17 protein-coding genes are annotated in these 20,221 nt (G+C 71.6%); 10 read left to right on the top strand and 7 right to left on the bottom strand.

The window, feature by feature from the left end; genetic code table 11:
• Window positions 1–107 precede the first annotated feature (107 nt).
• Window positions 108–971 (top strand): helix-turn-helix transcriptional regulator, encoded by an 864-nt coding sequence (locus tag ACFVTR_RS02920; protein WP_387034573.1) that lies wholly within the window; start codon window positions 108–110, stop codon window positions 969–971.
• A 110-nt stretch (window positions 972–1,081) separates the two neighbouring features.
• Window positions 1,082–1,234: a hypothetical protein gene (locus ACFVTR_RS02915; protein WP_376942496.1), complete on the top strand. Its 153-nt coding sequence runs from the start codon at window positions 1,082–1,084 to the stop codon at window positions 1,232–1,234.
• An 81-nt stretch (window positions 1,235–1,315) separates the two neighbouring features.
• Here ACFVTR_RS02915 and ACFVTR_RS02910 read toward each other — a convergent pair whose 3' ends face one another.
• The gene (locus ACFVTR_RS02910) at window positions 1,316–2,701 is read right to left on the bottom strand and encodes an MFS transporter (protein WP_387034571.1); all 1,386 of its coding nucleotides are present in this window, start codon (window positions 2,699–2,701) and stop codon (window positions 1,316–1,318) included.
• A 176-nt stretch (window positions 2,702–2,877) separates the two neighbouring features.
• Here ACFVTR_RS02910 and hpaH point away from each other — a divergent pair, with 176 nt between their 5' ends.
• The 6 genes from hpaH (at window position 2,878) to hpaD (ending at window position 9,525) form a co-directional block, all read left to right on the top strand.
• The gene (hpaH, locus tag ACFVTR_RS02905; protein WP_387034569.1) at window positions 2,878–3,663 is read left to right on the top strand and encodes a 2-oxo-hept-4-ene-1,7-dioate hydratase; all 786 of its coding nucleotides are present in this window, start codon (window positions 2,878–2,880) and stop codon (window positions 3,661–3,663) included.
• The gene (locus ACFVTR_RS02900) at window positions 3,648–4,487 is read left to right on the top strand and encodes an HpcH/HpaI aldolase/citrate lyase family protein (protein ID WP_387034567.1); all 840 of its coding nucleotides are present in this window, start codon (window positions 3,648–3,650) and stop codon (window positions 4,485–4,487) included. The genes hpaH and ACFVTR_RS02900 overlap by 16 nt, the downstream gene beginning before the upstream one ends.
• Before the next feature lie 76 nt (window positions 4,488–4,563).
• Window positions 4,564–6,132, top strand: a complete 1,569-nt coding sequence (locus ACFVTR_RS02895) for a fumarylacetoacetate hydrolase family protein (protein ID WP_387034565.1) — start codon at window positions 4,564–4,566, stop codon at window positions 6,130–6,132.
• Window positions 6,129–6,797: a GntR family transcriptional regulator gene (locus tag ACFVTR_RS02890; RefSeq protein WP_387034563.1), complete on the top strand. Its 669-nt coding sequence runs from the start codon at window positions 6,129–6,131 to the stop codon at window positions 6,795–6,797. Before ACFVTR_RS02895 ends, ACFVTR_RS02890 begins: the two co-directional genes overlap by 4 nt.
• A 59-nt stretch (window positions 6,798–6,856) precedes the next feature.
• On the top strand, window positions 6,857–8,350 hold the full coding sequence (gene hpaE, locus ACFVTR_RS02885; RefSeq protein ID WP_387034561.1) for a 5-carboxymethyl-2-hydroxymuconate semialdehyde dehydrogenase: 1,494 nt from the start codon (window positions 6,857–6,859) through the stop codon (window positions 8,348–8,350).
• Window positions 8,351–8,382: 32 nt separating this feature from the next.
• Complete coding sequence (hpaD, locus tag ACFVTR_RS02880) at window positions 8,383–9,525, top strand: 3,4-dihydroxyphenylacetate 2,3-dioxygenase (RefSeq protein ID WP_387034559.1); 1,143 nt, start codon at window positions 8,383–8,385, stop codon at window positions 9,523–9,525.
• 183 nt (window positions 9,526–9,708) lie between these two features.
• On the opposite strand, the gene ACFVTR_RS02875 is transcribed toward hpaD, so the two are convergent.
• The 4 genes from ACFVTR_RS02875 to ACFVTR_RS02860 all read right to left on the bottom strand — a co-directional run bounded on the left by ACFVTR_RS02875 (window position 9,709) and on the right by ACFVTR_RS02860 (window position 14,685).
• Window positions 9,709–11,397, bottom strand: coding sequence for a glycoside hydrolase family 36 protein (locus tag ACFVTR_RS02875; protein WP_387034557.1), 1,689 nt, complete (start codon window positions 11,395–11,397; stop codon window positions 9,709–9,711).
• 12 nt (window positions 11,398–11,409) lie between these two features.
• The gene (locus ACFVTR_RS02870) at window positions 11,410–12,255 is read right to left on the bottom strand and encodes a carbohydrate ABC transporter permease (RefSeq protein WP_387034555.1); all 846 of its coding nucleotides are present in this window, start codon (window positions 12,253–12,255) and stop codon (window positions 11,410–11,412) included.
• Window positions 12,252–13,265: a carbohydrate ABC transporter permease gene (locus ACFVTR_RS02865; RefSeq protein ID WP_387034553.1), complete on the bottom strand. Its 1,014-nt coding sequence runs from the start codon at window positions 13,263–13,265 to the stop codon at window positions 12,252–12,254. The genes ACFVTR_RS02870 and ACFVTR_RS02865 overlap by 4 nt, the downstream gene beginning before the upstream one ends.
• 73 nt (window positions 13,266–13,338) lie before the next feature.
• Window positions 13,339–14,685 (bottom strand): ABC transporter substrate-binding protein, encoded by a 1,347-nt coding sequence (locus ACFVTR_RS02860; RefSeq protein ID WP_387034551.1) that lies wholly within the window; start codon window positions 14,683–14,685, stop codon window positions 13,339–13,341.
• A 119-nt stretch (window positions 14,686–14,804) separates the two neighbouring features.
• On the opposite strand from ACFVTR_RS02860, the gene ACFVTR_RS02855 reads away from it, so the two are divergent.
• Together ACFVTR_RS02855 and ACFVTR_RS02850 are read left to right on the top strand one after the other, a co-directional pair.
• Window positions 14,805–16,994 carry an alpha-galactosidase gene (locus tag ACFVTR_RS02855; protein ID WP_387034549.1) on the top strand — a complete coding sequence of 730 codons (2,190 nt, stop codon included), beginning with the start codon at window positions 14,805–14,807 and terminating at the stop codon, window positions 16,992–16,994.
• Window positions 16,991–18,556 carry a hypothetical protein gene (locus ACFVTR_RS02850; RefSeq protein ID WP_387034547.1) on the top strand — a complete coding sequence of 522 codons (1,566 nt, stop codon included), beginning with the start codon at window positions 16,991–16,993 and terminating at the stop codon, window positions 18,554–18,556. Before ACFVTR_RS02855 ends, ACFVTR_RS02850 begins: the two co-directional genes overlap by 4 nt.
• Here ACFVTR_RS02850 and ACFVTR_RS02845 read toward each other — a convergent pair.
• Both ACFVTR_RS02845 and ACFVTR_RS02840 read right to left on the bottom strand, forming a co-directional pair.
• Window positions 18,504–19,565, bottom strand: coding sequence for a LacI family DNA-binding transcriptional regulator (locus ACFVTR_RS02845; protein ID WP_387034545.1), 1,062 nt, complete (start codon window positions 19,563–19,565; stop codon window positions 18,504–18,506). The genes ACFVTR_RS02850 and ACFVTR_RS02845 overlap by 53 nt on opposite strands.
• Window positions 19,566–19,624: 59 nt before the next feature.
• The gene (locus tag ACFVTR_RS02840; RefSeq protein WP_387034543.1) at window positions 19,625–20,095 is read right to left on the bottom strand and encodes an Lrp/AsnC family transcriptional regulator; all 471 of its coding nucleotides are present in this window, start codon (window positions 20,093–20,095) and stop codon (window positions 19,625–19,627) included.
• Window positions 20,096–20,221 lie beyond the last annotated feature (126 nt).

The raw sequence follows: 20,221 nt of genomic DNA, 5'->3' as shown, positions 1-20,221 counted from the left end.
GTCATGCTTCGAGTGAACCCCCGGCCCCGACCTCGGTACCAGTCCCCGACGAGCCCGGTACTGCCAGGCCCTCCCTCCGCGTGCACGGCGCGCGTAGGGTCGACAGCATGGACAACCGCAGCGAGGTACGGGAGTTCCTGACCACCCGCCGCGCGAAGGTCACCCCGGCGCAGGCCGGACTGCCCGACTACTCGGGTCACCGCCGCGTACCGGGACTGCGCCGCGAAGAGGTCGCATTGCTGGCGGGGGTCAGCGTCGACTACTACATCCGACTCGAACGCGGAAGCCTCGCCGGCGCCTCCGAGGCAGTACTCGACTCGCTCGCTCGAGCCCTGCAACTCGATGATGCCGAGACCGCGCACCTCGTCGACCTGGCGCGGTCGGCCAACGCCTCGCCGGTCGTCCGCCGCATGCGAACGAGCTCCGACCGACTCCGACCCGGCCTGCAGCGCGTCCTCGACGCGATCACGGACGCACCTGCCGTCATCACCACCGTCCGATCCGACTACCTCGCCGGCAACGCCCTCGGCCGTGCGCTCTACGCACCGATCTTCGCGATGACCCGCCCGAACGGGGCCAGGTTCTCGTTCCTCGATCCGGCCGCGCTGGAGTTCTACGCCGAGTGGGAACGCGTCACACAGGAGGTCGTCGCGAACCTCCGCGCCGAGGCCGGCCGAAGCCCCAACGACCGGCACCTCGTCGAACTCGTCGGCGAGCTCTCACTGGGCAGCGAGCGCTTCCGGACGCTCTGGGCCGCGCACGACGTCCGGCATCACCGGGCGGGAACCAAGCGCCTCCATCATCCGGTCGTGGGCGAGCTCGTGCTCGACTACGAGGCGATGGAGCTCAGCGCCGACCCCGGCTTGAAGCTCTCGGTGTTCACGGCGGAGGCGGGCAGCGCCTCAGCGGACGCGCTCCGACTGCTGGGGGCATCCGCGGCGTCGCCGGATGCCCACCGGGCGCTCAGCTGAGTCGCACCGGATGCTCCGCCGCGCACCCATCGTTCTCCCAGCGGGCGCTTGAAAGGATACCCCAGGGGTATCCGAACCACCCCGGGATGCGAGCGACCATGTGCCGAGCGGTGAACTGCAAGACCTGCGGGAAGACGACGTGGGCCGGCTGCGGCCAGCACGTCGACCAGGTGATGCGCGGGGTCCCGCGCTCCGAGCGGTGCACCGGCCACGCCGACGAGCCGAAGCCCGCCGGCCTGCTGGCCCGCCTGTTCGGGCGCTGAGCCGCGGCGTACGCACCCCGCACCGGAGATGACGAACGGCGCCCCACCCGGATGGGCGGGGCGCCGTTCGGCGACTCGGGCTCAGCGCATGCCGTAGACGGCCCCGCGCGACTGCTCGGCCTCGTGGTCGGGCCCGAGCGGGATGCCGGTGCGGTCGCGGAGCAGCAGCGTGGCCGCGAAGGCGACGACCATCACGCCCGCGATGTAGAAGGCCACGGAGGTCGCGGTGCCCGTCTCCTGCACGAGCCAGGTGGCGATCATCGGAGCGAACGCGCCGCCCAGGATCGCACCGATCGCGTACGTGATCGACACGCCCGAGTAGCGGATCGAGGCAGGGAAGAGCTCGGCGAAGTACGCCGCCTGCTGCCCGTACGTGAAGCCGTTGCCGATCGCGAAGAGCGAGACCCCGAGGAAGAGCAGCCACGGGTTGCCGGTGTTCACGAGCGGGAACAGCAGGAAGACGGTGGCGAGGAACGCGATCCACCCGATGATGTAGGTGTTGCGGCGGCCGATCCGATCGGAGATGATTCCCGCCGCGAAGGTGCAGACGAGCCAGACGACCGAGGCGCCGGCGACGGCGAGCAGCACGGGCGTGCGCTCCATGCCGACGAGTCCGCCGTCGGCGACCGGCGTGGTCGCGTAGTTCTGCAGGTAGCCGCCGGTCGTCATGTAGCCCGCGGCGTTGTTGCCTGCGAACGTGAGCGCGGCGAGCAGCACGAGCAGCCAGTGCTTGCGGAAGAGCGTGAGGATCGGGGTCTTCGCCTCCTCCTTCTTCGCGGCGATCTCGAGGAAGACCGGGCTCTCGTCGACCGCGCGGCGCACGATGATGCCGACGACGATCAGCACGAAGCTGAGCAGGAACGGCACGCGCCAGCCCCACTCGAGGAAGGCGTCGCCGGGCGAGATCACGCCGGTCATGAGCGCGAGCACGCCCGAGGCGAGGAGGAGGCCGATCGGCACGCCGATCTGCGGGAAGGCGCCGTAGCGACCGCGCTCTCCGTCGGGTGCGTGCTCGACCGCCATGAGCACGGCGCCACCCCACTCGCCGCCGGTCGAGAGACCCTGCACGATGCGGAGGAGCACGAGCAGGAGCGGGGCCGCCATGCCGATCTGCTCGTAGGTCGGCAGGAAGCCGATGAGCGTCGTCGCCGACCCCATCAGGATCAGCGTGACGACGAGCATCGCCTTGCGGCCGATCTTGTCGCCGAAGTGGCCGGCGAGGAACGCGCCGAGCGGGCGGAAGAGGAAGCTGACGCCGACCGTCGCGAAGGAGAGGATCGTCGCGAACTCGGCGCCCGCGGGGGCGAAGAAGAGCGACCCGAAGACGAGGCCCGCGGCGCTCGCGTACAGGAAGAAGTCGTACCACTCGATGGTGGTGCCGATCACGGTGGCGAAGGCGACGCGCTTGAGTTCGCGGCGCTTCGCGGCATCGACGGGCGATGGGGCGGGAAGGGTTTGTGCGGTCATGCGGCGACTCCTCTGTCGAGTCCGCGGTCAGGGGGATGCGCCCGGACCGGCTGCTCCGCCCCGAACACGTCTCGAATCATATACGATTTCAGATACCCCGCAACCGGGGCGCCCCCGCCCCGATCCGGGAGCGGTGACTACGATCTCCAGTGGACCCTCGATGAAGTGGAGCGCCTGTGCTTGACCAGCCAGTGATCGACGCGATCGCCGACGAACTCGTCGCCGCCGACCGCGACCGCACGACCGTGCCCCTGCTCACCGCGCGCCATCCCGGCATGAGCGTCGACGACGCCTACGCCGTGCAGCGGGTGTGGGCCGAACGCCGCATCGCCGGAGGCGCGCGGCTCGTCGGGCGCAAGATCGGCCTCACCTCGAAGGTGATGCAGGTCGCCACCGGAATCACCGAGCCCGACTACGGGGTGATCCTCGACGACATGGTGATCGAGTCGGGGGCCTCGGTCGAGTTCGACCGCTTCTCGAACGTGCGCATCGAGGTGGAACTGGCCTTCGTGCTCGCCAAGCCCCTCCAGGGGCCGAACACCACGATCTTCGACGTGCTCGAGGCGACGGCCTACGTGGTGCCGGCGCTCGAGATCCTGAACTCGCACATCGAGATGCAGGGCCGCACGATCGTCGACACCATCAGCGACAACGCCGCCATGGGCGCCATGGTGCTCGGCGGGCGACCGGTCAAGGCCGATGCGGTCGACCTGCGCTGGGTCTCGGCGCTGCTCTCACGCAACCAGACCATCGAGGAGTCGGGTGTCGCCGCGGCGGTGCTCGGTCACCCCGCGATGGGCGTCGCCTGGCTCGCCAACAAGCTCGCCCACCACGGGCAGACCCTCGGCGCGGGCGAGATCATCCTCGCCGGCTCGTTCACCCGCCCCATGTGGGTCGAGCGCGGCGACACCGTGCACGCCGACTACGGACAGCTGGGGACGATCTCATGCCGATTCGAATGAACCTGCCCCAGACCTTCGCCGCACGGCTCGCCGCAGCCGACCGGCCGCAGATCGGCATGTGGGTGTGCTCGGCGAGCCCGCTCGTCGCCGAGATCGCCGCCGGCAGCGGCCTCGACTGGGTGCTCATCGACGCCGAGCACTCCCCCAACGACCTGCAGACGATCCTGCATCAGCTCTATGCCGTCTCGGCCTACCCCGTCGCGCCGGTCGTGCGCCCGCCGATCGGCGACCCCGTCCTCATCAAGCAGTACCTCGACCTCGGGGTGCAGAACCTCCTGGTGCCGATGGTGCACTCGGCCGAGCACGCCGCCGAGCTCGTGCAGGCCGTGCGCTACCCCGACGGCGCCGACGACGGCGGCGTCCGCGGCGTCGGCGCCGCGCTCGCCCGCTCGTCACGCTGGAACCGGGTCGAGGGCTACCTCGGCCGCGCATCCGACTCGATCAGCCTCATCGTGCAGATCGAGTCGGCCGCCGCGGTCGCCGTCGCGGGCGAGATCGCCGCGGTCGACGGGGTCGACGCGGTCTTCGTCGGCCCCGCCGACCTCGCCGCCTCCATGGGACTCGTCGGGCAGCCCGGGCACCCCGACGTCGTCGCCGCCGTGCTCAGCGCGATCCGCGCCGCGACCGCCGCAGGCACGCCCGTCGGCGTCAACGCCTTCGTGCCGGCCGACGCCGAGCGGTACCTCGAGGCGGGGGCGTCGTTCGTCGCCGTCGGCGCCGACGTCGCGATCCTCGCCCGCGCCTCCGAGGCGCTCGCCGAGCGATTCATCGGGTCGCGCGACAGCGGGGATGCCACGGGCCCGACGCCGCGCACGAGCTACTGAGACCCGATCCGCACCGGCCTCTTGCGCGTCGGTGTTGATCGTATATGATTTCTGATATCACGAGACGAGGACGTCAATGACCATCGCTGGCATCGCCACTCCCGGCAAGATCATCGCCGTGCACCTCAACTACCCGTCGAGGGCCGCACAGCGCGGGCGCACACCCGCCCAGCCGAGCTACTTCTTCAAGCCCGCCTCCTCGCTCGCCGTCACCGGCGGCACGATCGAGCGCCCCGCCGGCACCGAGCTGCTCGCCTTCGAGGGCGAGATCGCCATCGTCATCGGCGAGCGCGCCCGCCACGTCGCACCGGCCGACGGCTGGTCGCACGTCGCGCAGGTCACCGCGGCGAACGACTTCGGGCTCTACGACCTCCGCGCCGCCGACAAGGGCTCGAACGTGCGCAACAAGGGCGGCGACGGCTACACGCCGCTCGGCCCGGTCGCGCTCTCGGCATCCATCGCCGGCGAAGACGGCTGGCGGGTGCGCACCTGGGTCAACGGCGAACTCGTGCAGCAGGACACCAGCGACACCCTCCTCTTCCCGTTCGGCCGGCTCGTCGCCGACCTCTCGCAGCACCTGACGCTCGAGCCCGGCGACGTCATCCTCACGGGCACGCCCGCCGGCTCCTCGGTCGTCGTGCCGGGCGACGTCGTCGAGGTCGAGGTCGACGCCCCCGGCGCGCCCGGCGCCCCGAGCACCGGCCGACTCGTCACGACCGTCACCCAGGGCACGGTGCCCTTCGGCGACTTCGGCACGAAGCCCGCGATCGACGACGCGCAGCGCATCGAGGCCTGGGGCAGCGAGACCGAGCACGCCGCCGCGGTCACCGCCGGGCTCGCGAGCCCGCTCGACGCATCGCCCGCCCCGAACGACACGGTGGCCGCGAACGTCGCCGCGCCCGTGGCATCCGGCCCCGTGCTGACCGACGAGGTGCGCGAGCAGCTCGGTCGCTCAGCGGTCGCGACCATCTCGGCGGCGCTGCGCAAGCGCGGCTACCACGACGTCTTCATCGAGGGCGTCTTCGCGAACCACGCGGGCGACCGCATCGTCGGCACGGCGAAGACGCTGCGGTTCATCCCGTTCCGCCCCGACCTGTTCAAGGAGTTCGGCGGCGGGTTCAACGCGCAGAAGCGCGCCTTCGACACCGTCGAGGCCGGCGAGGTGCTCGTCGTCGAGGCCCGCGGCGAGCGCGGCACCGGCACCGTCGGCGACGTGCTCGCACTCCGCGCCCAGGTGCGCGGCGCCGCCGGCATCGTGACCGACGGCGGCGTGCGCGACTTCGACGCGGTCGCCGAGTTCGACATCCCCGTGTTCAGCCAGGGGCCGCACCCGAGCGTGCTCGGCCGCCGGCACGTGCCGTGGGAGACCGACGTCACCATCGCCTGCGGCGGCGCCGCGGTGCAGCCGGGCGACGTGATCGTCGGCGACGGCGACGGCGTGCTCGTCATCCCCGCGGCGATCGCCGCCGAGGTCGCCGCCGAGGCCTTCGCGCAGGAGGCCGAGGACGCCTGGGTCGCCGAGCAGGTCGCCGGCGGCGCCTCCGTCGACGGGCTGTTCCCCATGAACGCCGAGTGGCGCGCCCGCTACGACGCCGACCGCGCGTCGGGTGCCGACTCGGCCGATGCCGCGCAGGAGTCGCGATGACCGCCGAGTCCAAGTCGCAGCGCGCCTACGGGTTCATCCGCGAGCGCATCGACGACGGGCGCTACGTGCCCGGCTACCGGCTCGTGCTCGGCTCGATCGCCGGCGAACTCGACGTCAGCGTCGTGCCGGTGCGCGAGGCGATCCGCCGCCTCGAGGCCGAGGGCCTCGTCACCTTCGAGCGCAACGTCGGCGCGCAGGTCGCGCTCATCAAGGAGACCGAGTACCTGCACACCATGCAGACGCTCGCCCTCGTCGAGGGCGCCGCGACGGCGCTGTCGGCGCCGACGCTCACCGCCGAGCAGCTCGCCCGCGCCCGCGCGGTGAACGAGCGGATGCGCCGCACCCTCGACGACTTCGAGCCGCACCGCTTCACCGAGCTCAACCTCGAGTTCCACGCCGTGCTCTTCGAGGAGTGCCCGAACCCGCATATCCTCGACCTCGTGCACCGCGGCTGGAACCGCATGAAGGTGCTCCGCGACTCGTCGTTCAGCTTCGTGCCCGGCCGGGCCCACGAGTCCGTCGACGAGCACGAGCGCATCCTCGAGCTCATCGAGGCGGGCGCCCCGTCGCTCGAGGTCGAACTCGCCGCCCGCGCCCACCGCACCGCCACGCTCGACGCCGTGCTCGCCTACCAGGCCGAGCACAAGCATCCGGCGACCGCCTGACCCGACCGACCGAGACCGACCGTCTCATCGCCCGACCACCGCAGAACGGAAGAACCACGATGACCGCGTACACGCCCGAGGGGCTGCCCGACCGCATCCGCCACTACATCGACGGCGAGTTCGTCGACTCGATCGACGGCGACACCTTCGAGGTGCTGAACCCCGTCACGAACGAGACCTACGTGCACGCCGCCGCCGGCAAGAAGGCCGACGTCGAGCGCGCCGTCGCCGCCGCCCGCCGCGCGTTCACCGAGGGACCGTGGCCGCGCATGCTCCCCCGCGAGCGCTCGCGCGTGCTCCACAAGATCGCCGACATCGTCGAGTCGCGCGACGCCCGCCTCGCCGAGCTCGAGTCGTTCGACTCGGGCCTGCCGATCACGCAGGCGCTCGGCCAGGCCCGCCGCGCCGCCGAGAACTTCCGCTTCTTCGCCGACCTCATCGTCGCGCAGGCCGACGACGCCTTCAAGGTGCCCGGCAAGCAGATGAACTACGTGAACCGCAAGCCGATCGGCGTCGCCGGGCTCATCACCCCGTGGAACACCCCGTTCATGCTCGAGTCGTGGAAGCTCGGCCCGGCCCTCGCGACCGGCAACACCGTCGTGCTGAAGCCCGCCGAGTTCACGCCGCTGTCGGCCTCGCTCTGGGCCGGCATCTTCGAGGAGGCGGGCCTGCCCAAGGGCGTCTTCAACCTCGTCAACGGCCTCGGCGAGGACGCGGGCGACGCGCTCGTCAAGCACCCCGACGTGCCGCTCATCTCGTTCACGGGCGAGAGCTCGACCGGCCAGCTGATCTTCGGCAACGCCGCACCGTTCCTCAAGGGCCTCTCGATGGAGCTCGGCGGCAAGAGCCCGGCCGTCGTCTTCGCCGACGCCGACCTCGACACGGCGATCGACGCGACCATCTTCGGCGTGTTCTCGCTGAACGGCGAGCGCTGCACCGCCGGCTCGCGCATCCTCGTCGAGCGCCCGGTCTACGACGAGTTCGTCGAGCGCTACGCCGCGCAGGCGAAGCGCGTCAAGGTCGGCGCCCCGCACGACCCCGCGACCGAGGTCGGCGCGCTCGTGCACCCCGAGCACTACGACAAGGTGATGAGCTACGTCGAGCTCGGCAAGACCGAGGGCCGGCTCGTCGCCGGCGGCGGGCGCCCCGAGGGCTTCCCGACCGGCAACTACGTCGCTCCCACGGTCTTCGCGGATGTCGCGCCCGACGCACGTATCTTCCAGGAGGAGATCTTCGGGCCGGTCGTCGCGATCACCCCGTTCGACACCGAGGAGGAGGCACTCGCCCTCGCGAACGACACGAAGTACGGCCTCGCCGCCTACATCTGGACCAACGACCTCAAGCGGGCGCACAACTTCTCGCAGTCGGTCGAGGCGGGCATGGTGTGGCTCAACTCGAACAACGTGCGCGACCTGCGCACCCCGTTCGGCGGCGTCAAGGCCTCGGGCCTCGGCCACGAGGGCGGCTACCGTTCGATCGACTTCTACACCGACCAGCAGAGCGTGCACATCACGCTCGGCGCACCGCACAACCCGACCTTCGGCAAGGCCTGAGGCCCGGAACCCCACTGAGCAAGGACGCTGACATGACCAACCGCGACGACATGACCCTCACCTCCTCGGGCTTCTACGTGAGCCAGGAGGCCCCGATCCACACCGACAACCCGGTGCCGACGCCGAGCGTGCCCGCCCCCGACATCCTGCGCTGCGCGTACATGGAGCTCGTCGTGACCGACCTCGCCGCCTCGCGCGAGTTCTACGTCGACGTGCTCGGCCTCTACGTCACCGAGGAGGACGAGGACACGATCTACCTCCGCTCGACCGAGGAGTTCATCCACCACAACCTCGTGCTGCGCCGGGGCGAGCTCGCGGCCGTCGCCGCGTTCTCGTACCGGGTGCGCTCGAACGACGACCTCGACAAGGCGGTCGCGTTCTACACCGAGCTCGGATGCCGCGTCGAGCGCCGCGCGGAGGGCTTCACCAAGGGCATCGGCGACTCGGTCCGGGTTGAAGACCCGCTCGGGTTCCCGTACGAGTTCTTCTACGAGACCACTCACGTCGAGCGGCTCTCGTGGCGCTACGACCTGCACACGCCGGGCGAGCTCGTGCGCCTCGACCACTTCAACCAGGTGACCCCCGACGTGCCGCGCGCCGTGAAGTTCATGCAGGACCTCGGCTTCCGCGTCACCGAGGACATCCAGGACGAGGAGGGCACGGTCTACGCCGCGTGGATGCGCCGCAAGCCCACCGTGCACGACACCGCCATGACCGGCGGCGACGGCCCGCGCATGCACCACGTCGCCTTCGCGACGCACGAGAAGCACAACATCCTCGCGATCTGCGACAAGCTCGGCGCGATCCGCCGCTCCGACGCGATCGAGCGCGGGCCGGGCCGCCACGGCGTCTCGAACGCGTTCTACCTGTACCTGCGCGACCCCGACGGGCACCGCGTCGAGATCTACACGCAGGACTACTACACGGGCGACCCCGACAACCCCGTCGTCACGTGGGACGTGCACGACAACCAGCGCCGCGACTGGTGGGGCAACCCGGTCGTGCCCTCGTGGTACACCGAGGCCTCGCTCGTGCTCGACCTCGACGGCAACCCCAAGCCCGTCGTCGCACGCACCGACTCGTCGGAGATGGCGGTCACGATCGGCGCCGACGGGTTCTCGTACACGCGCAAGGGCGACGAGGAGCAGGGCTTCAAGCTCGGCAACACGCTCTGAGTCGCGCGGCCGCGCGCATGACGGACGGGGGCCCCGGGCGGATTCGCCCGGGGCCCCCGTCCGCGTCTCCCGGCGCGGTGGTCGTGCGCCGGCTCGACGTCGGCAGCCGGATGCCCCGGGCGGCGCGCCGCACGTCACCCAATACGTCGCGCGACGCGGCGCCCGCGGCATCCGGGCCGAAGCTCAGGCCAGGCCGAGTCGGGCGATCCCCCACGCCGGGACGTCGAGGAGCCCCTCGGCCGCGAGCGCGGTGCCGCCGCCGGCGGTCACCCGGTAGGGCACGCCCGCGACCTGGGAGGCGTTGACGACGACGAGCTCGTCGACGCCGGAGAGATCGAGCTCGACGAGCACCGACTCGTAGTCGACGACGACGAGGGTGCCGTCCTGCCGGGCCTGCGCGGCCGGGTAGCCGCGGGCCGGCAGTCCGAGCTCGAGCTCGCCGCCGAGCAGGACGTCCCGCAGCGAACGCCACAGTTCGAGCGACTCCGCGACCGTCTCGCGATGCGGGCCGGAGAGCTCGGCCAGAGGCATCGAGACCTGCGGCACGCCGAAGAACCCGGCGAAGAGCTGGCGGCGCACCGCATCGGCGTCGGCCTCGGGCGCCCACATGATGGGGTCGGCGTGCACGACCTGTCCGCGCGAGAGCAGCCGGAGGTCGAGCACCGAGAGGCGGTTCTGGTCGGCGTCGGCCGGGCAGTCGTTCGCGCGCACGACGTCGGCGAAGGCGGCCACGGTCGGCGACACGTAGGGCTGGCGGAACTCGATGAGCGCCCCGGGGCGCGCGAGGTCGACCGCGTCGGCGACCCCGCGCAGCAGCTCGACCATCGCGAACCCGATGTCGTCGAGGTCGCCGGTGCTCGGGGTGTCCGCGTAGACCATCGCATTGTTCAGGAAGTCGATCTTCAGGCCGTCGAGCCCGTAGTCGCGCACGAGTCGCGCGCACGTCTCGACGAGGTGCTCGCGCACCTCGCGGTGGCGCGGGTCGAGCACCCAGGCCCGGAGGCCCGTCGAGTACTCGGTCGCGAACGGCGCGAGCCGCGCGAACGCCTCGCTCTGCTCGCCGACGAGCAGCGGCGCGAGCCACAGCACCACCTCGAGCCCGTGCCCGTGTGCGCGCTCGACGAAGCCGCCGAGGTCGGCGAACTTCTCGCTGTCGGGCACCCAGTCGCCGCAGCCGGCGTACCAGCGGCCGTCGCCGAATCGCTGCCAGCCGTCGTCGAGGAACACCGAACGGAACCCGAGCTCGGCCGCGACCGGCAGGTCGCGCGAGACGATCTCGTCGGAGATCCGCTGCGAGTACGCGTACCAGGTCGAATACACGGGCTCGAGCGCCGCCGTCGAAGCGGGGCGCACCGGTGCGTTGTGGAACAGCACCTCGGCGACGCGCCCGAGCGCACGCGGGAACGGTTCGGGCGAGCGCGCGATCACGAGCTCGACCTCGGTCGTGCGCGCGGCGAGGCGCTCGTCGATCGGCAGGCGCACGACGAAGTTCTTCTCCTCCTCGGAGACGCCGAACTGCACCTCGCCCTCGCCGGTCGTCCAGTCGAGGCCGAAGGCGAGCCTGCTCGTGCCGTCGGCGTCGTACAGCGCACCGATCGGCGCCGAGCGGATCGCGCTGTAGCGATCGCGCCCGGCCCAGTCGGCGGGGAGCCCCCGCTCGCCGTCGAGTCCCGGGTACCAGTACCCCGCCGCGTCCCCGAGCGGCGACTGCAGGATCACCTGACCGCCGGCGCGGACCGCCAGACGGACCCGGAGCACCTCGCCGTCGTCATCGGTGCCGAGCACGCGGCATCCGCCGCCGGTGCCCAGCCGGATGGCCCGCGGCAGGTCGACCCAGTCGACGAGCGAGAGTTGGTGGTCTTCGAGTAGCACGGTGAAGGACTCCTATTGCTTGACCGCACCGGCGAGGATGCCGGCGACGAAGTGACGTTGCAGGAAGAGGAACAGCACGAGGATCGGCAGCACCGACAGCAGCGTGCCGGTCATGAGCTGGCCGTAGTCGGTCGTGCCGATGCCCTGCAACGAGGCGAGCGAGACGGGGATGGTGAAGGACTCGGGCGTGCGGAGCACCACGAGCGGGTAGACGAACTCGTTCCACTGGGCGAGGAAGAGGAAGATCGCGAGCGCCGCGAGCGCCGGCCGGACGGTCGGCAGCACGATCCGGGAGAACACGCGGAACTCTCCCGCGCCGTCGACCCGCGCCGCCTGCAGCAGCTCGTCGGGCACCGCCTGCATGGTCTGGCGCATGAGGAAGATGCCGAACGGCAGGGCGAGGTTCGGCAGGATGAGCGCCTGGTAGGTGTCGAGCCAGCCGAGCGTCACCATGATCTGGAACAGCGGCACGAGGGTGACCTGCGACGGCAGCGCGAGCGTGACCAGCACGGCGCCGAACAGCACATTGCGTCCGCGGAACTCGAACTTCGCGAAGGCGTAGCCCGCGGCCGTGCAGACCACGAGGCCAAGCAGGGTGTAGACCGAGGCCACGAGCACCGAGTTGCCGATCGCGCGCCCGAAGAGCGTGTCGGTGAGGAGCCCCGAGAGGTTGTCGAAGAAGGCCGGGCCGGGCAGCACGTTCGGCGGGGAGGCGAAGATCTCGCGCGACGGGTACGTGGTGGCGATGATGAGCCAGTAGAACGGCAGCAGCATGACCACGGCGCCCGCGGCGATCGCCGTGGTGAGCACGAGCGATTTGGTGCGGCGCCCGCGCACGCCGATGAGCGACTCGGTCATCGGGTCTTCTCCTTCGGGGACTGCGGCTTCGTCGGGGACACCGGCTTCGGCGTCCGCTCGCGGAAGAGCCGGAACTGGATGAGCGAGACCACGGCGATGATGACCGTCAGTGCGTAGCCGATCGCCGAGGCGTACCCGAAGTCGAAGTACTTGAAGCCGTTCTGGTAGAGGTACATCCCGACGGTGAGCGTGGCGTTGTCGGGCCCGCCGTTCGTGAGCACGTACGGCTCGTCGAAGAGCTGGAGGGTGCCGATCGTCGAGAGGATGACGGTCAGGAGCAGCGCGGGGCGGAGCCCCGGCAGCGTGACGTTGCGGAAGCGCTGCCATGCGTTCGCGCCGTCGACCTGCGCCGCCTCGTAGAGCTCGCCGGGGATCGACTGCAGCTGCGCGAGGTAGATGATCGCGTTCTGGCCGGTGTAGTGCCAGGTCATCGCCAGCACGATCGAGATCTTCGCCCAGAACGGATCGACGAGCCACGGGATCGGGGCGATGCCGACGTAGCCCAGCAGTTCGTTCACGATTCCGGCGCTGGAGTCGAAGAGGGCGCTGAAGAGGATGCCGTAGGCGACGAGGCCCATGACGATCGGCACGAAGTAGGCCATGCGGAAGAACCCGCGGCCCTTCAGCAGCAGCGAGTTGAAGGCGACCGAGAGCACGATGCCGAGCCCGAGCATGAGCGGCACCTGCACCACGAGGATGAGCGCGGTGTTGCCGAGCGCGGTGTAGAAGAGCGGGTCCTGCAGCAGGCGCGCGTAGTTGTCGAGTCCGACGAAGGTGATGACCCCGCCGATGTTCGAGGTGAGGCTCGTCCAGAACGCCGAGAGGTAGGGGTAGAGCTTGAAGCCGAGGAACAGCAGGATCGTCGGCAACAGGAAGAGGTACGGGGTGATGCGCGGGTGGCCGACCGATGATCGACGGCGCCGGCGCGGCGGCCGCGGGGCGGCCTCGATCGGCGCCGCCTCCGCGGTGGGGCCGGCGGTCGTGCCGGCGGTCGAGGACAAGACGTTCATGTGTGTTCGCTCCATGGGCGGGCGCGCCGGCCCGCGACGTCGCTGGACATCGCGAGCCGACGCACCCCGTCCGTCAGTCGGCCAGCTTGCGGCCGGTCTGCTGGGCGACCTGGTCGGCCGCCTCGTCGAGCGCCTGCCGGGGGTCGGCTCCCGAGAGCAGCACCCGCGTCTGCGCATCGGTGTACGCCTTCAGCGCACGCGCGTAGTCGCTCGTGTAGTTCAGGACGGGGGTGTCCTGCGCGAGCTCCGCGATGAAGATCGCGTTCGGCGACTGCCCGTTGAAGAACTCGCTCGGCGCGGCGAAGCCCTCGGACTCGAGCATCGGCTTGTAGCCGGGGAACATGCCGCCGCCCTCGTAGACGAGCTTCTGGCCCTCGAGCGTGCCGAGCGCGAAGTTCACGAACTCCCACGCGGTCTTCTGGTTCTTGCTCGCCGTCGGGATCGACAGGTAGGTGCCGCCGTTCACGGCCGCGGTGATGCCGCCCGGCTCGACGGCCGGAGGGAGCCGCACGCCCCACTTGCCCGCCATCTCCGGGGCCTCGTTCTCGATGACGCCGGCCATCCAGCCGCCGGCGGGCATGATCGCCGTGGGCTTCTCGCCGCGGAGCTGCGCGAGCAGGTTGTCCCAGCTGCCCTGGACGTCGCCGACGATGCCGAGGTCGTTCGCCTGCTTGATGAGTTCGAGCGAGTGCACGCCGGCTTCGCCGTTCATCGTGATGTCGCCGTTCTCGTCGAAGTAGAACGAGTCCTGCAGGGCGGTCTGGAGCTGCCAGAGCCCGGCGGAGTCGGCCTCCGTCGCCGCCTTGTCCTGGTTGTAGAGCGGGACGCCCGTCTTCTCCTTGATGGTGACGCCGGCGTCGATGAGCTGGTCCCACGTCTCGATCGAGTCGATGTCGATGCCGGCCTCTTCGAAGACGTCGCTGCGGTAGAAGAAGCCGGTGGCGTTGACCTCGTAGGGAATGCCGTAGACCGCGCCGTCGGCGCCCGAGCCGCTCTTCCAGGCGCCCGAGGGGAACTCGGACTCGAGCGATTCCGCGCCGAAGTCGCGCAGGTCGACGAGCTGGCCCGGGAACTTCTCGACGTAGTTGCCCATGTAGTCGATGCCGATGTTCAGGACGTCGGGCAGCCCCTGGCCGCCGGCGGCCATGCCGGTCGTGATCTTCTCCCAGATCGCCGGGTTGCCGACGTCCTGCACGTCGATCTCGACGTCGGGGTAGAGCTTCTGGAACGCCGGGATCGCGGCCTCGAGGCCGTCGCCGGGCGCGTTCCAGGTCCAGATCGTGATCTTCCCGCCGACTTCGCCTTCGGCGGCGGGCTGGCCGTCGGCGGTGCTCGAGCAGCCGGCGAGCGCCGCGGCGGTCGTGACCGCGGCTGCGGCGGCGACGATGCGCAACGCCTGCCTCGTGGGGGTGAACCTCATTGTTCGCAGTCCTTTCTCAGTGATGCTCCGGTGCATCGCGTCATCCGCGACGAAGGCGACAGTAACATATCATTCGTATATATGCAGCATAAGTTTGCAAGTTTGCAAGGGAGCACGCAGTGAACGCAGAACTTCACCACCTGCACGCCGCCGGGGTCAGCCTCGTCGTCGAGACCACGGCATCGACGTTGCCGGTGGTGCACTACTGGGGCGCCTCGCTCGGCGAGCTCGACGACCGGGGGCTCGCCTCGATCGCCGAGCTCGCCCGCGGCATCCGAGTGGGCAACGAACTCGACGTGCCGCCCGGAATCGGCGTCGTCACCGAGGCGCGACAGGCCTGGATGGGTCCGCAGGGCCTCTCGGTGCACCGCGAGGACGGCGCGGGAGCGTTCCCCGAGTTCGGTCGGGTGGACACCGAGCGCACGCGCGTCGACTCCCCCGTCGTCGCCGAGCGCCTCGTCTCGACGGCCACCGAGGTCGACGGCGGGCTCGTGCTCGCCATCGAGCTCGAGATGCTCGTCTCCGGACTCGTGCGCACCGCGGCGACCCTGCGAAACGACGGAACGGCCGCGTACCTGGTCGAAGGGCTCGACCTCGCGCTGCCCGTCCCGGGCCGAGCGAGCGAACTGCTCGACTTCACCGGGCGTCACAACGGCGAGCGCCGGCCCCAGCGTCGCGAACTCGTCGACGGCACCCACCTCCGCGAGGCCCGGCGCGGCCGCACCGGCCAGGATGCCGCGACCCTCCTCGTGGCAGGGACCCCCGGCTTCGACGTCGATCGCGGCGAGGTGTGGGCGATCCACGTCGGCTGGTCGGGGAACCAGCGCATGTGGGCCCACCGCTCGAACGGCGGGCGCACCGCCCTGGGCGGCGGCGAGCTGCTGCTCCCGGGCGAGCTCGCGCTCGCCCCCGGCGACTCGTACCGCGCTCCCTGGCTGTACGCGAGCTACGGCGAGGGTCTCGACGCCGCCTCCGCCCGCATCCACCGCACGCTGCGGGCGCGACCCCGGCATCCGTCGATCGGCCGCCCGGTCACCCTCAACACCTGGGAGGCCGTGTACTTCGACCACCGGCTCGAACCGCTCGTCGAGCTCGCCGGGCTCGCCGCCCGCGTCGGCGTCGAGCGCTTCGTGCTCGACGACGGCTGGTTCGGCGCCCGCCGCCACGATCGCGCGGGCCTCGGCGACTGGACGGTCTCGCCCGAGGCGTGGCCCGACGGGCTCGGCCCGCTCGTCGACCGCGTGCGCGAGCACGGCATGCAGTTCGGCATCTGGTTCGAGCCCGAGATGGTGAACCCCGACTCCGACCTCGCCCGCGAGCACCCCGAGTGGATCCTCGGCCCGCGGCACCGCGACGCCCCGCTCGCCCGCCAGCAGCTCGTGCTCAACGTCGGCCACCCCGACGCATTCGCCCACCTCCTCGAGCAGATCGTCGACGTCGTGACGGCGCACCGAATCGACTACATCAAGTGGGACCACAACCGCGACCTCGTCGAACCGATCGACCGCACCAACGGCCGCGCCGGCGTGCACGCGCAGACCCTCGCCGTCTACCGGCTCATGGACGCCGTGCGGGCGGCCTGCCCGTGGCTCGAGATCGAATCATGCTCAGCCGGCGGCGGCCGGATCGACCTCGGGGTGGTCGAGCACACCGACCGGTTCTGGACGAGCGACTCGAACGACCCGCTCGAGCGCCAGCGCATCCAGCGCTGGACGAGCCTGCTGATGCCGCCCGAGCTCCTCGGTGCGCACGTCGGGCCCGCCACCGCGCACACCTCGGGGCGCACGAGCTCGCTCGCGTACCGGGCGATCACCGCGATGGTCGGCAGCTTCGGCATCGAGTGGGACCTGCGCGAGGCGACCGACGACGAGCTCGACGAGCTCGCGGCGTGGATCGACGAGTTCGTGCGCCTCCGGCCGCTCATCGAGCGGGGAAGCCTGCTCCGCCTCGAGACCCAGCCGGCCCTCGTCGCGCAGAGCGTCGTCGCCGCCGACCGCCGGCACGCCATCGTCACCATCGCCTCGATCGACACGCCCTCGCACCTGCCCGGGCCGGCCGTGCGGCTGCGCGGGCTCGACCCCTCGTCGAGCTATCAGGTGCGGCGCATCCGCCCAGAGGGCGCCGTCGACGCGACCGCCAGGCGGGCCCAGCCCGCGTGGTGGACCGACGGGGCCGTGGTCCCGGGCGTCGTGCTCATGGCGACGGGACTGCCGACGCCCGCGCTGCGCCCGCAGGAGGCCGGGCTCGTCGAACTCGTCGCCGTGGGCGCCGAGGGCGCCGTGGGTGCCGAGGGCGGTGCCGACCGATGAGCGCCCTGCGCATCGAGACCGACGACGCGGCGCTCGCGGAGCTGTTCGCGTGGGCGACGAGCACCGCCCGCCGCTTCGTCGTGGAGGCGGGCACGACCGGCCCGCTCGACGTCTCGGAGGCCACGCCGCCGCCGTACCTGCAGGCGGTCTACCGTCCCGCTTATCACGCGGGGTACCTCTTCCGCAGCGGCTACTACCTGCGCGACTTCGCGCACCAGGCCGTCGGCGCGCAGCTGCTCGGGCTCGGCCGCGAGAACCGCGCCATGCTCGATTCGTTCATCCGCACCGCCACGCCCGAGCACGGCGGATGGCCGGTGTGGGCGCTCAACTTCGACGGCGTCACTCCGCTCGCCATCGACTACCACGGGCCCGATCGCTTCGTGCGCGAACTGCCCGCCGCGTTCGAGCTCGTCGAGCTCGTCCACGTGCTGTACCGGTGGACCGGCGATCGCACGCTCGGCGGGCACCGGGCGCACTGGCGGCGCACGCTCGGCGAGTTCGTCGCCGGGCGCGACGCCCTGCGCCCGAACGGCGTCGCGGAGGCCGGCGGCCCCGGGATCTTCGACGGCGCGGCGAGCTACAACGAGCGGCCGGGCTCGTACCTCCTCGAGGCCGGCGACGGCATCGGCGCGCAATACGCCGCGCTGCGGCACGCCGCGGCGCTCGAGGCCGCGCTCGGCGACGAGGAGGGCGCCGGGCGCTTCGCCGGCGCCGCCGAAGCGCTCGCCGCCGAGTTCACCGCGCGCTGGGGTCGTGTTCCGGGCGTGGGCGAGCCCGGTGATCGGGATGCCACGTCGGCCACGCATGCGGACGAGCCGGCGGCCCGTCCCACCGGCTCCGCGTTCGACGGACTGGTGTCGGCCTGGCTCGCCGACGGCCGGCCGGTCGCCGAGTGGCTCCGCGAGGCCACCTGGTTCCTGCCCTTGAAGGGCCTGCTCACCGAGGACGACTCGAGGTGCGACGCCGTGCTCGACGAGATCGACGCCGCGTGCCGGGACGCACGGGCGCCGAGCAACATCGAAGCCCTGAGCTACCTCCCCGACGTCTTCCTGCGGCACGGCCGCGCCGACGCCGCCTACGCCTGGATGCGCGAGATCCACGCGCGCCGCGACGAGCTCCACGAGGTCCCGCAGCAGGGTGCGAACGGCGACTACCCCGAGCTCGCGTTCGCGCTCGTCGGCCAGATCGTGGCCGGGCTGCTCGGGCTCGAACCCGACGCGGGAACGCGACGCATCGCGACGCGGCCGACGCTCCCCGCAAGCGTCCGCCGGCTGGTGGCGAGCGGCGTGCCGTTCGGGCGGGGCACCCTCGACATCGGCTGGGCCGAGGGCGAGGGCCACTGGCTCGAGAACCGGACCCCCGACGAGATCCTCTGGAGCCCGCACCGCACCCGCGACCGGCGATTCCGCGACCCGCACCTCGCCGTCGTCGCGGGCGAGGGCGACCTCGTGCGGGTGCGGCCCGGCGAGCGGCGCACGGTCTCCGACGCCGCGGATCTCGACCGGGAGGCTACCGCGGCGCGGGCCCGGTCGACTGGCGCAGCCGCAGTTCGGGGTCGATGAGCACCTCGCCGGACTGCACGCCGCGGTTCTGGATCATCGTGATCAGGGTACGGACCGAGGTCTCGGCGAGGCTCTCGACGGGCTGGCGCACGGTCGTGAGCGGCGGGTCGGTGAAGTCGAGCAGGTAGGAGTCGTCGTAGCCGATGACCGAGAGGTCCTTCGGCACCTCGAGGCCGCGACGCGTCGCCGCCCGCATCGCTCCGAGCGCCATGTCGTCGCTCGAGGCGACGATGGCGGTGACCCCGAGCGGCAGCAGCTCGTCGGCGGCGTGGCGCCCGCCGTCGACGCTGTAGTGGTGCCGCACGACGTAGTCCTCCGCGTCGCTGAGGCCCCGGGCGTCCATCGCCTCGAGGAACCCCTCGACCCGGCGATCGGCCGGGGTGTTGCCGACGGGGCCCGCGCACATCCCGATCCGGCGATGCCCGAGGTCGTAGAGGTGCGAGACCGCGAGCTCGGCCGCACGCCAGTCGTCGGTCGAGACCACGGGCGTCGCCCCCTCGGGGAACCCGCCGTTGACGCTGACGTACGGGATGCCCCGGCCCTCGAGCAGCTGCCTGGCCATCGGGTCGGCGTTGCGCAGCGTATTGCTCGCCGAGAGGAACACCGCCGCGGCGATGCCCGCGTCGAGCATGGGCTCGATGTAGTCGCGCTCGATCACCGAGCCCGGCACGACCGGGCAGACGAACGCCCGCAGCCCGTGGGGCGTGAGCTCGCTCTCGATCGCCGTCACCATGGCGGCGAACACCGGCGTCTTCAGTCCGGGAACGAGGATCAGCACGATCTCGCCCTTGACCGGGCGCTCGTAGCCGATCTGCTGCAGCGCGCGCTCGACCTGCTCGCGGGTCGACGCCGAGACGCCGTACTTGCGGTTCAGCACCCGGCTCACGGTCGCCTCGCTGACGCCGGCGATCGCGGCGACCTCGGCGAGACGCACAGTGCCCGCGGGTGAGCGCGTGCGCCGCGCGCCCGTCGCTCCGGCCGCGGCGGGGACTTCGGGCGTTCGGCTCATGCGTCCATTCTGGACGACGACCGTCGCCGCGCGCACCGCCGGGCCCGGGAACCCGGCCCTCAGTCGGCCGGCGTCGCCTCGACGAGCGGGACGACCCGGTACGGGATGGGCGTGTCGAGCACGACGAGCGTCGAGGTGCGCTCGATGCCGGGCACGCGCACGAGCTGGTCGACCACGCGCTGGAGGTCGCGGTTCGAGGCGGCGACGACCCGCACCAGCAGGTCACTCCGGCCGGTGATGGTGTGCGCCTCGATGACCTCGGGGATGCCGCGGAGCTCGTCGAGCATGAGGTCGCTGCGCGAGCCCTGCGCGATCTCGATCTCGACGAAGGTCGTGACCGGGTAGCCGAGCGCGGCCGTATCGATGTCGGGGCCGAACCCGGTGACGATGCCGAGCCGCTGCAGCCGGTCGAGGCGGGCCTGCACGGTGCCGCGGGCGACGCCGAGGCGACGCGAGGCCTCGTACACCCCGATGCGCGGCTCGTCGGCGAAGAGCGCGACGAGTCGCGCGTCGAGTCGATCGATGGGCATCGGGACCTCCCCCGCATCCAGCGTACGCGGGCGTTCGCGGGCCGGATGACGCGGGGAGGACGGGGCCGGCGGGGTCGCCGTCGGTGACGCCGCCGACCCTGCCGCGCGCGGGTGCGGGGCGCGATC

The sequence above is a fragment of the Agromyces sp. NPDC058126 genome, assembly GCF_042884595.1.
Classification (GTDB): Bacteria; Actinomycetota; Actinomycetes; order Actinomycetales; family Microbacteriaceae; genus Agromyces.
Note: the sequence above shows the minus strand (reverse complement) of the source record. Positions and strands in the feature narration are given on the sequence as shown.

Bases quoted from the DNA above. Each gene is read 5' to 3' on its own strand.
- ACFVTR_RS02920 (WP_387034573.1), top strand. From the start codon at position 108: ATGGACAACCGCAGCGAGGTACGGGAGTTCCTGACCACCCGCCGCGCG.
- ACFVTR_RS02910 (WP_387034571.1), bottom strand. From the start codon at position 2,701: ATGACCGCACAAACCCTTCCCGCCCCATCGCCCGTCGATGCCGCGAAG.
- ACFVTR_RS02900 (WP_387034567.1), top strand. From the start codon at position 3,648: ATGCCGATTCGAATGAACCTGCCCCAGACCTTCGCCGCACGGCTCGCC.
- ACFVTR_RS02895 (WP_387034565.1), top strand. From the start codon at position 4,564: ATGACCATCGCTGGCATCGCCACTCCCGGCAAGATCATCGCCGTGCAC.
- ACFVTR_RS02890 (WP_387034563.1), top strand. From the start codon at position 6,129: ATGACCGCCGAGTCCAAGTCGCAGCGCGCCTACGGGTTCATCCGCGAG.
- hpaE (WP_387034561.1), top strand. From the start codon at position 6,857: ATGACCGCGTACACGCCCGAGGGGCTGCCCGACCGCATCCGCCACTAC.
- hpaD (WP_387034559.1), top strand. From the start codon at position 8,383: ATGACCAACCGCGACGACATGACCCTCACCTCCTCGGGCTTCTACGTG.
- ACFVTR_RS02870 (WP_387034555.1), bottom strand. From the start codon at position 12,255: ATGACCGAGTCGCTCATCGGCGTGCGCGGGCGCCGCACCAAATCGCTC.
- ACFVTR_RS02865 (WP_387034553.1), bottom strand. From the start codon at position 13,265: ATGAACGTCTTGTCCTCGACCGCCGGCACGACCGCCGGCCCCACCGCG.
- ACFVTR_RS02860 (WP_387034551.1), bottom strand. From the start codon at position 14,685: ATGAGGTTCACCCCCACGAGGCAGGCGTTGCGCATCGTCGCCGCCGCA.
- ACFVTR_RS02850 (WP_387034547.1), top strand. From the start codon at position 16,991: ATGAGCGCCCTGCGCATCGAGACCGACGACGCGGCGCTCGCGGAGCTG.
- ACFVTR_RS02845 (WP_387034545.1), bottom strand. From the start codon at position 19,565: ATGAGCCGAACGCCCGAAGTCCCCGCCGCGGCCGGAGCGACGGGCGCG.
- ACFVTR_RS02840 (WP_387034543.1), bottom strand. From the start codon at position 20,095: ATGCCCATCGATCGACTCGACGCGCGACTCGTCGCGCTCTTCGCCGAC.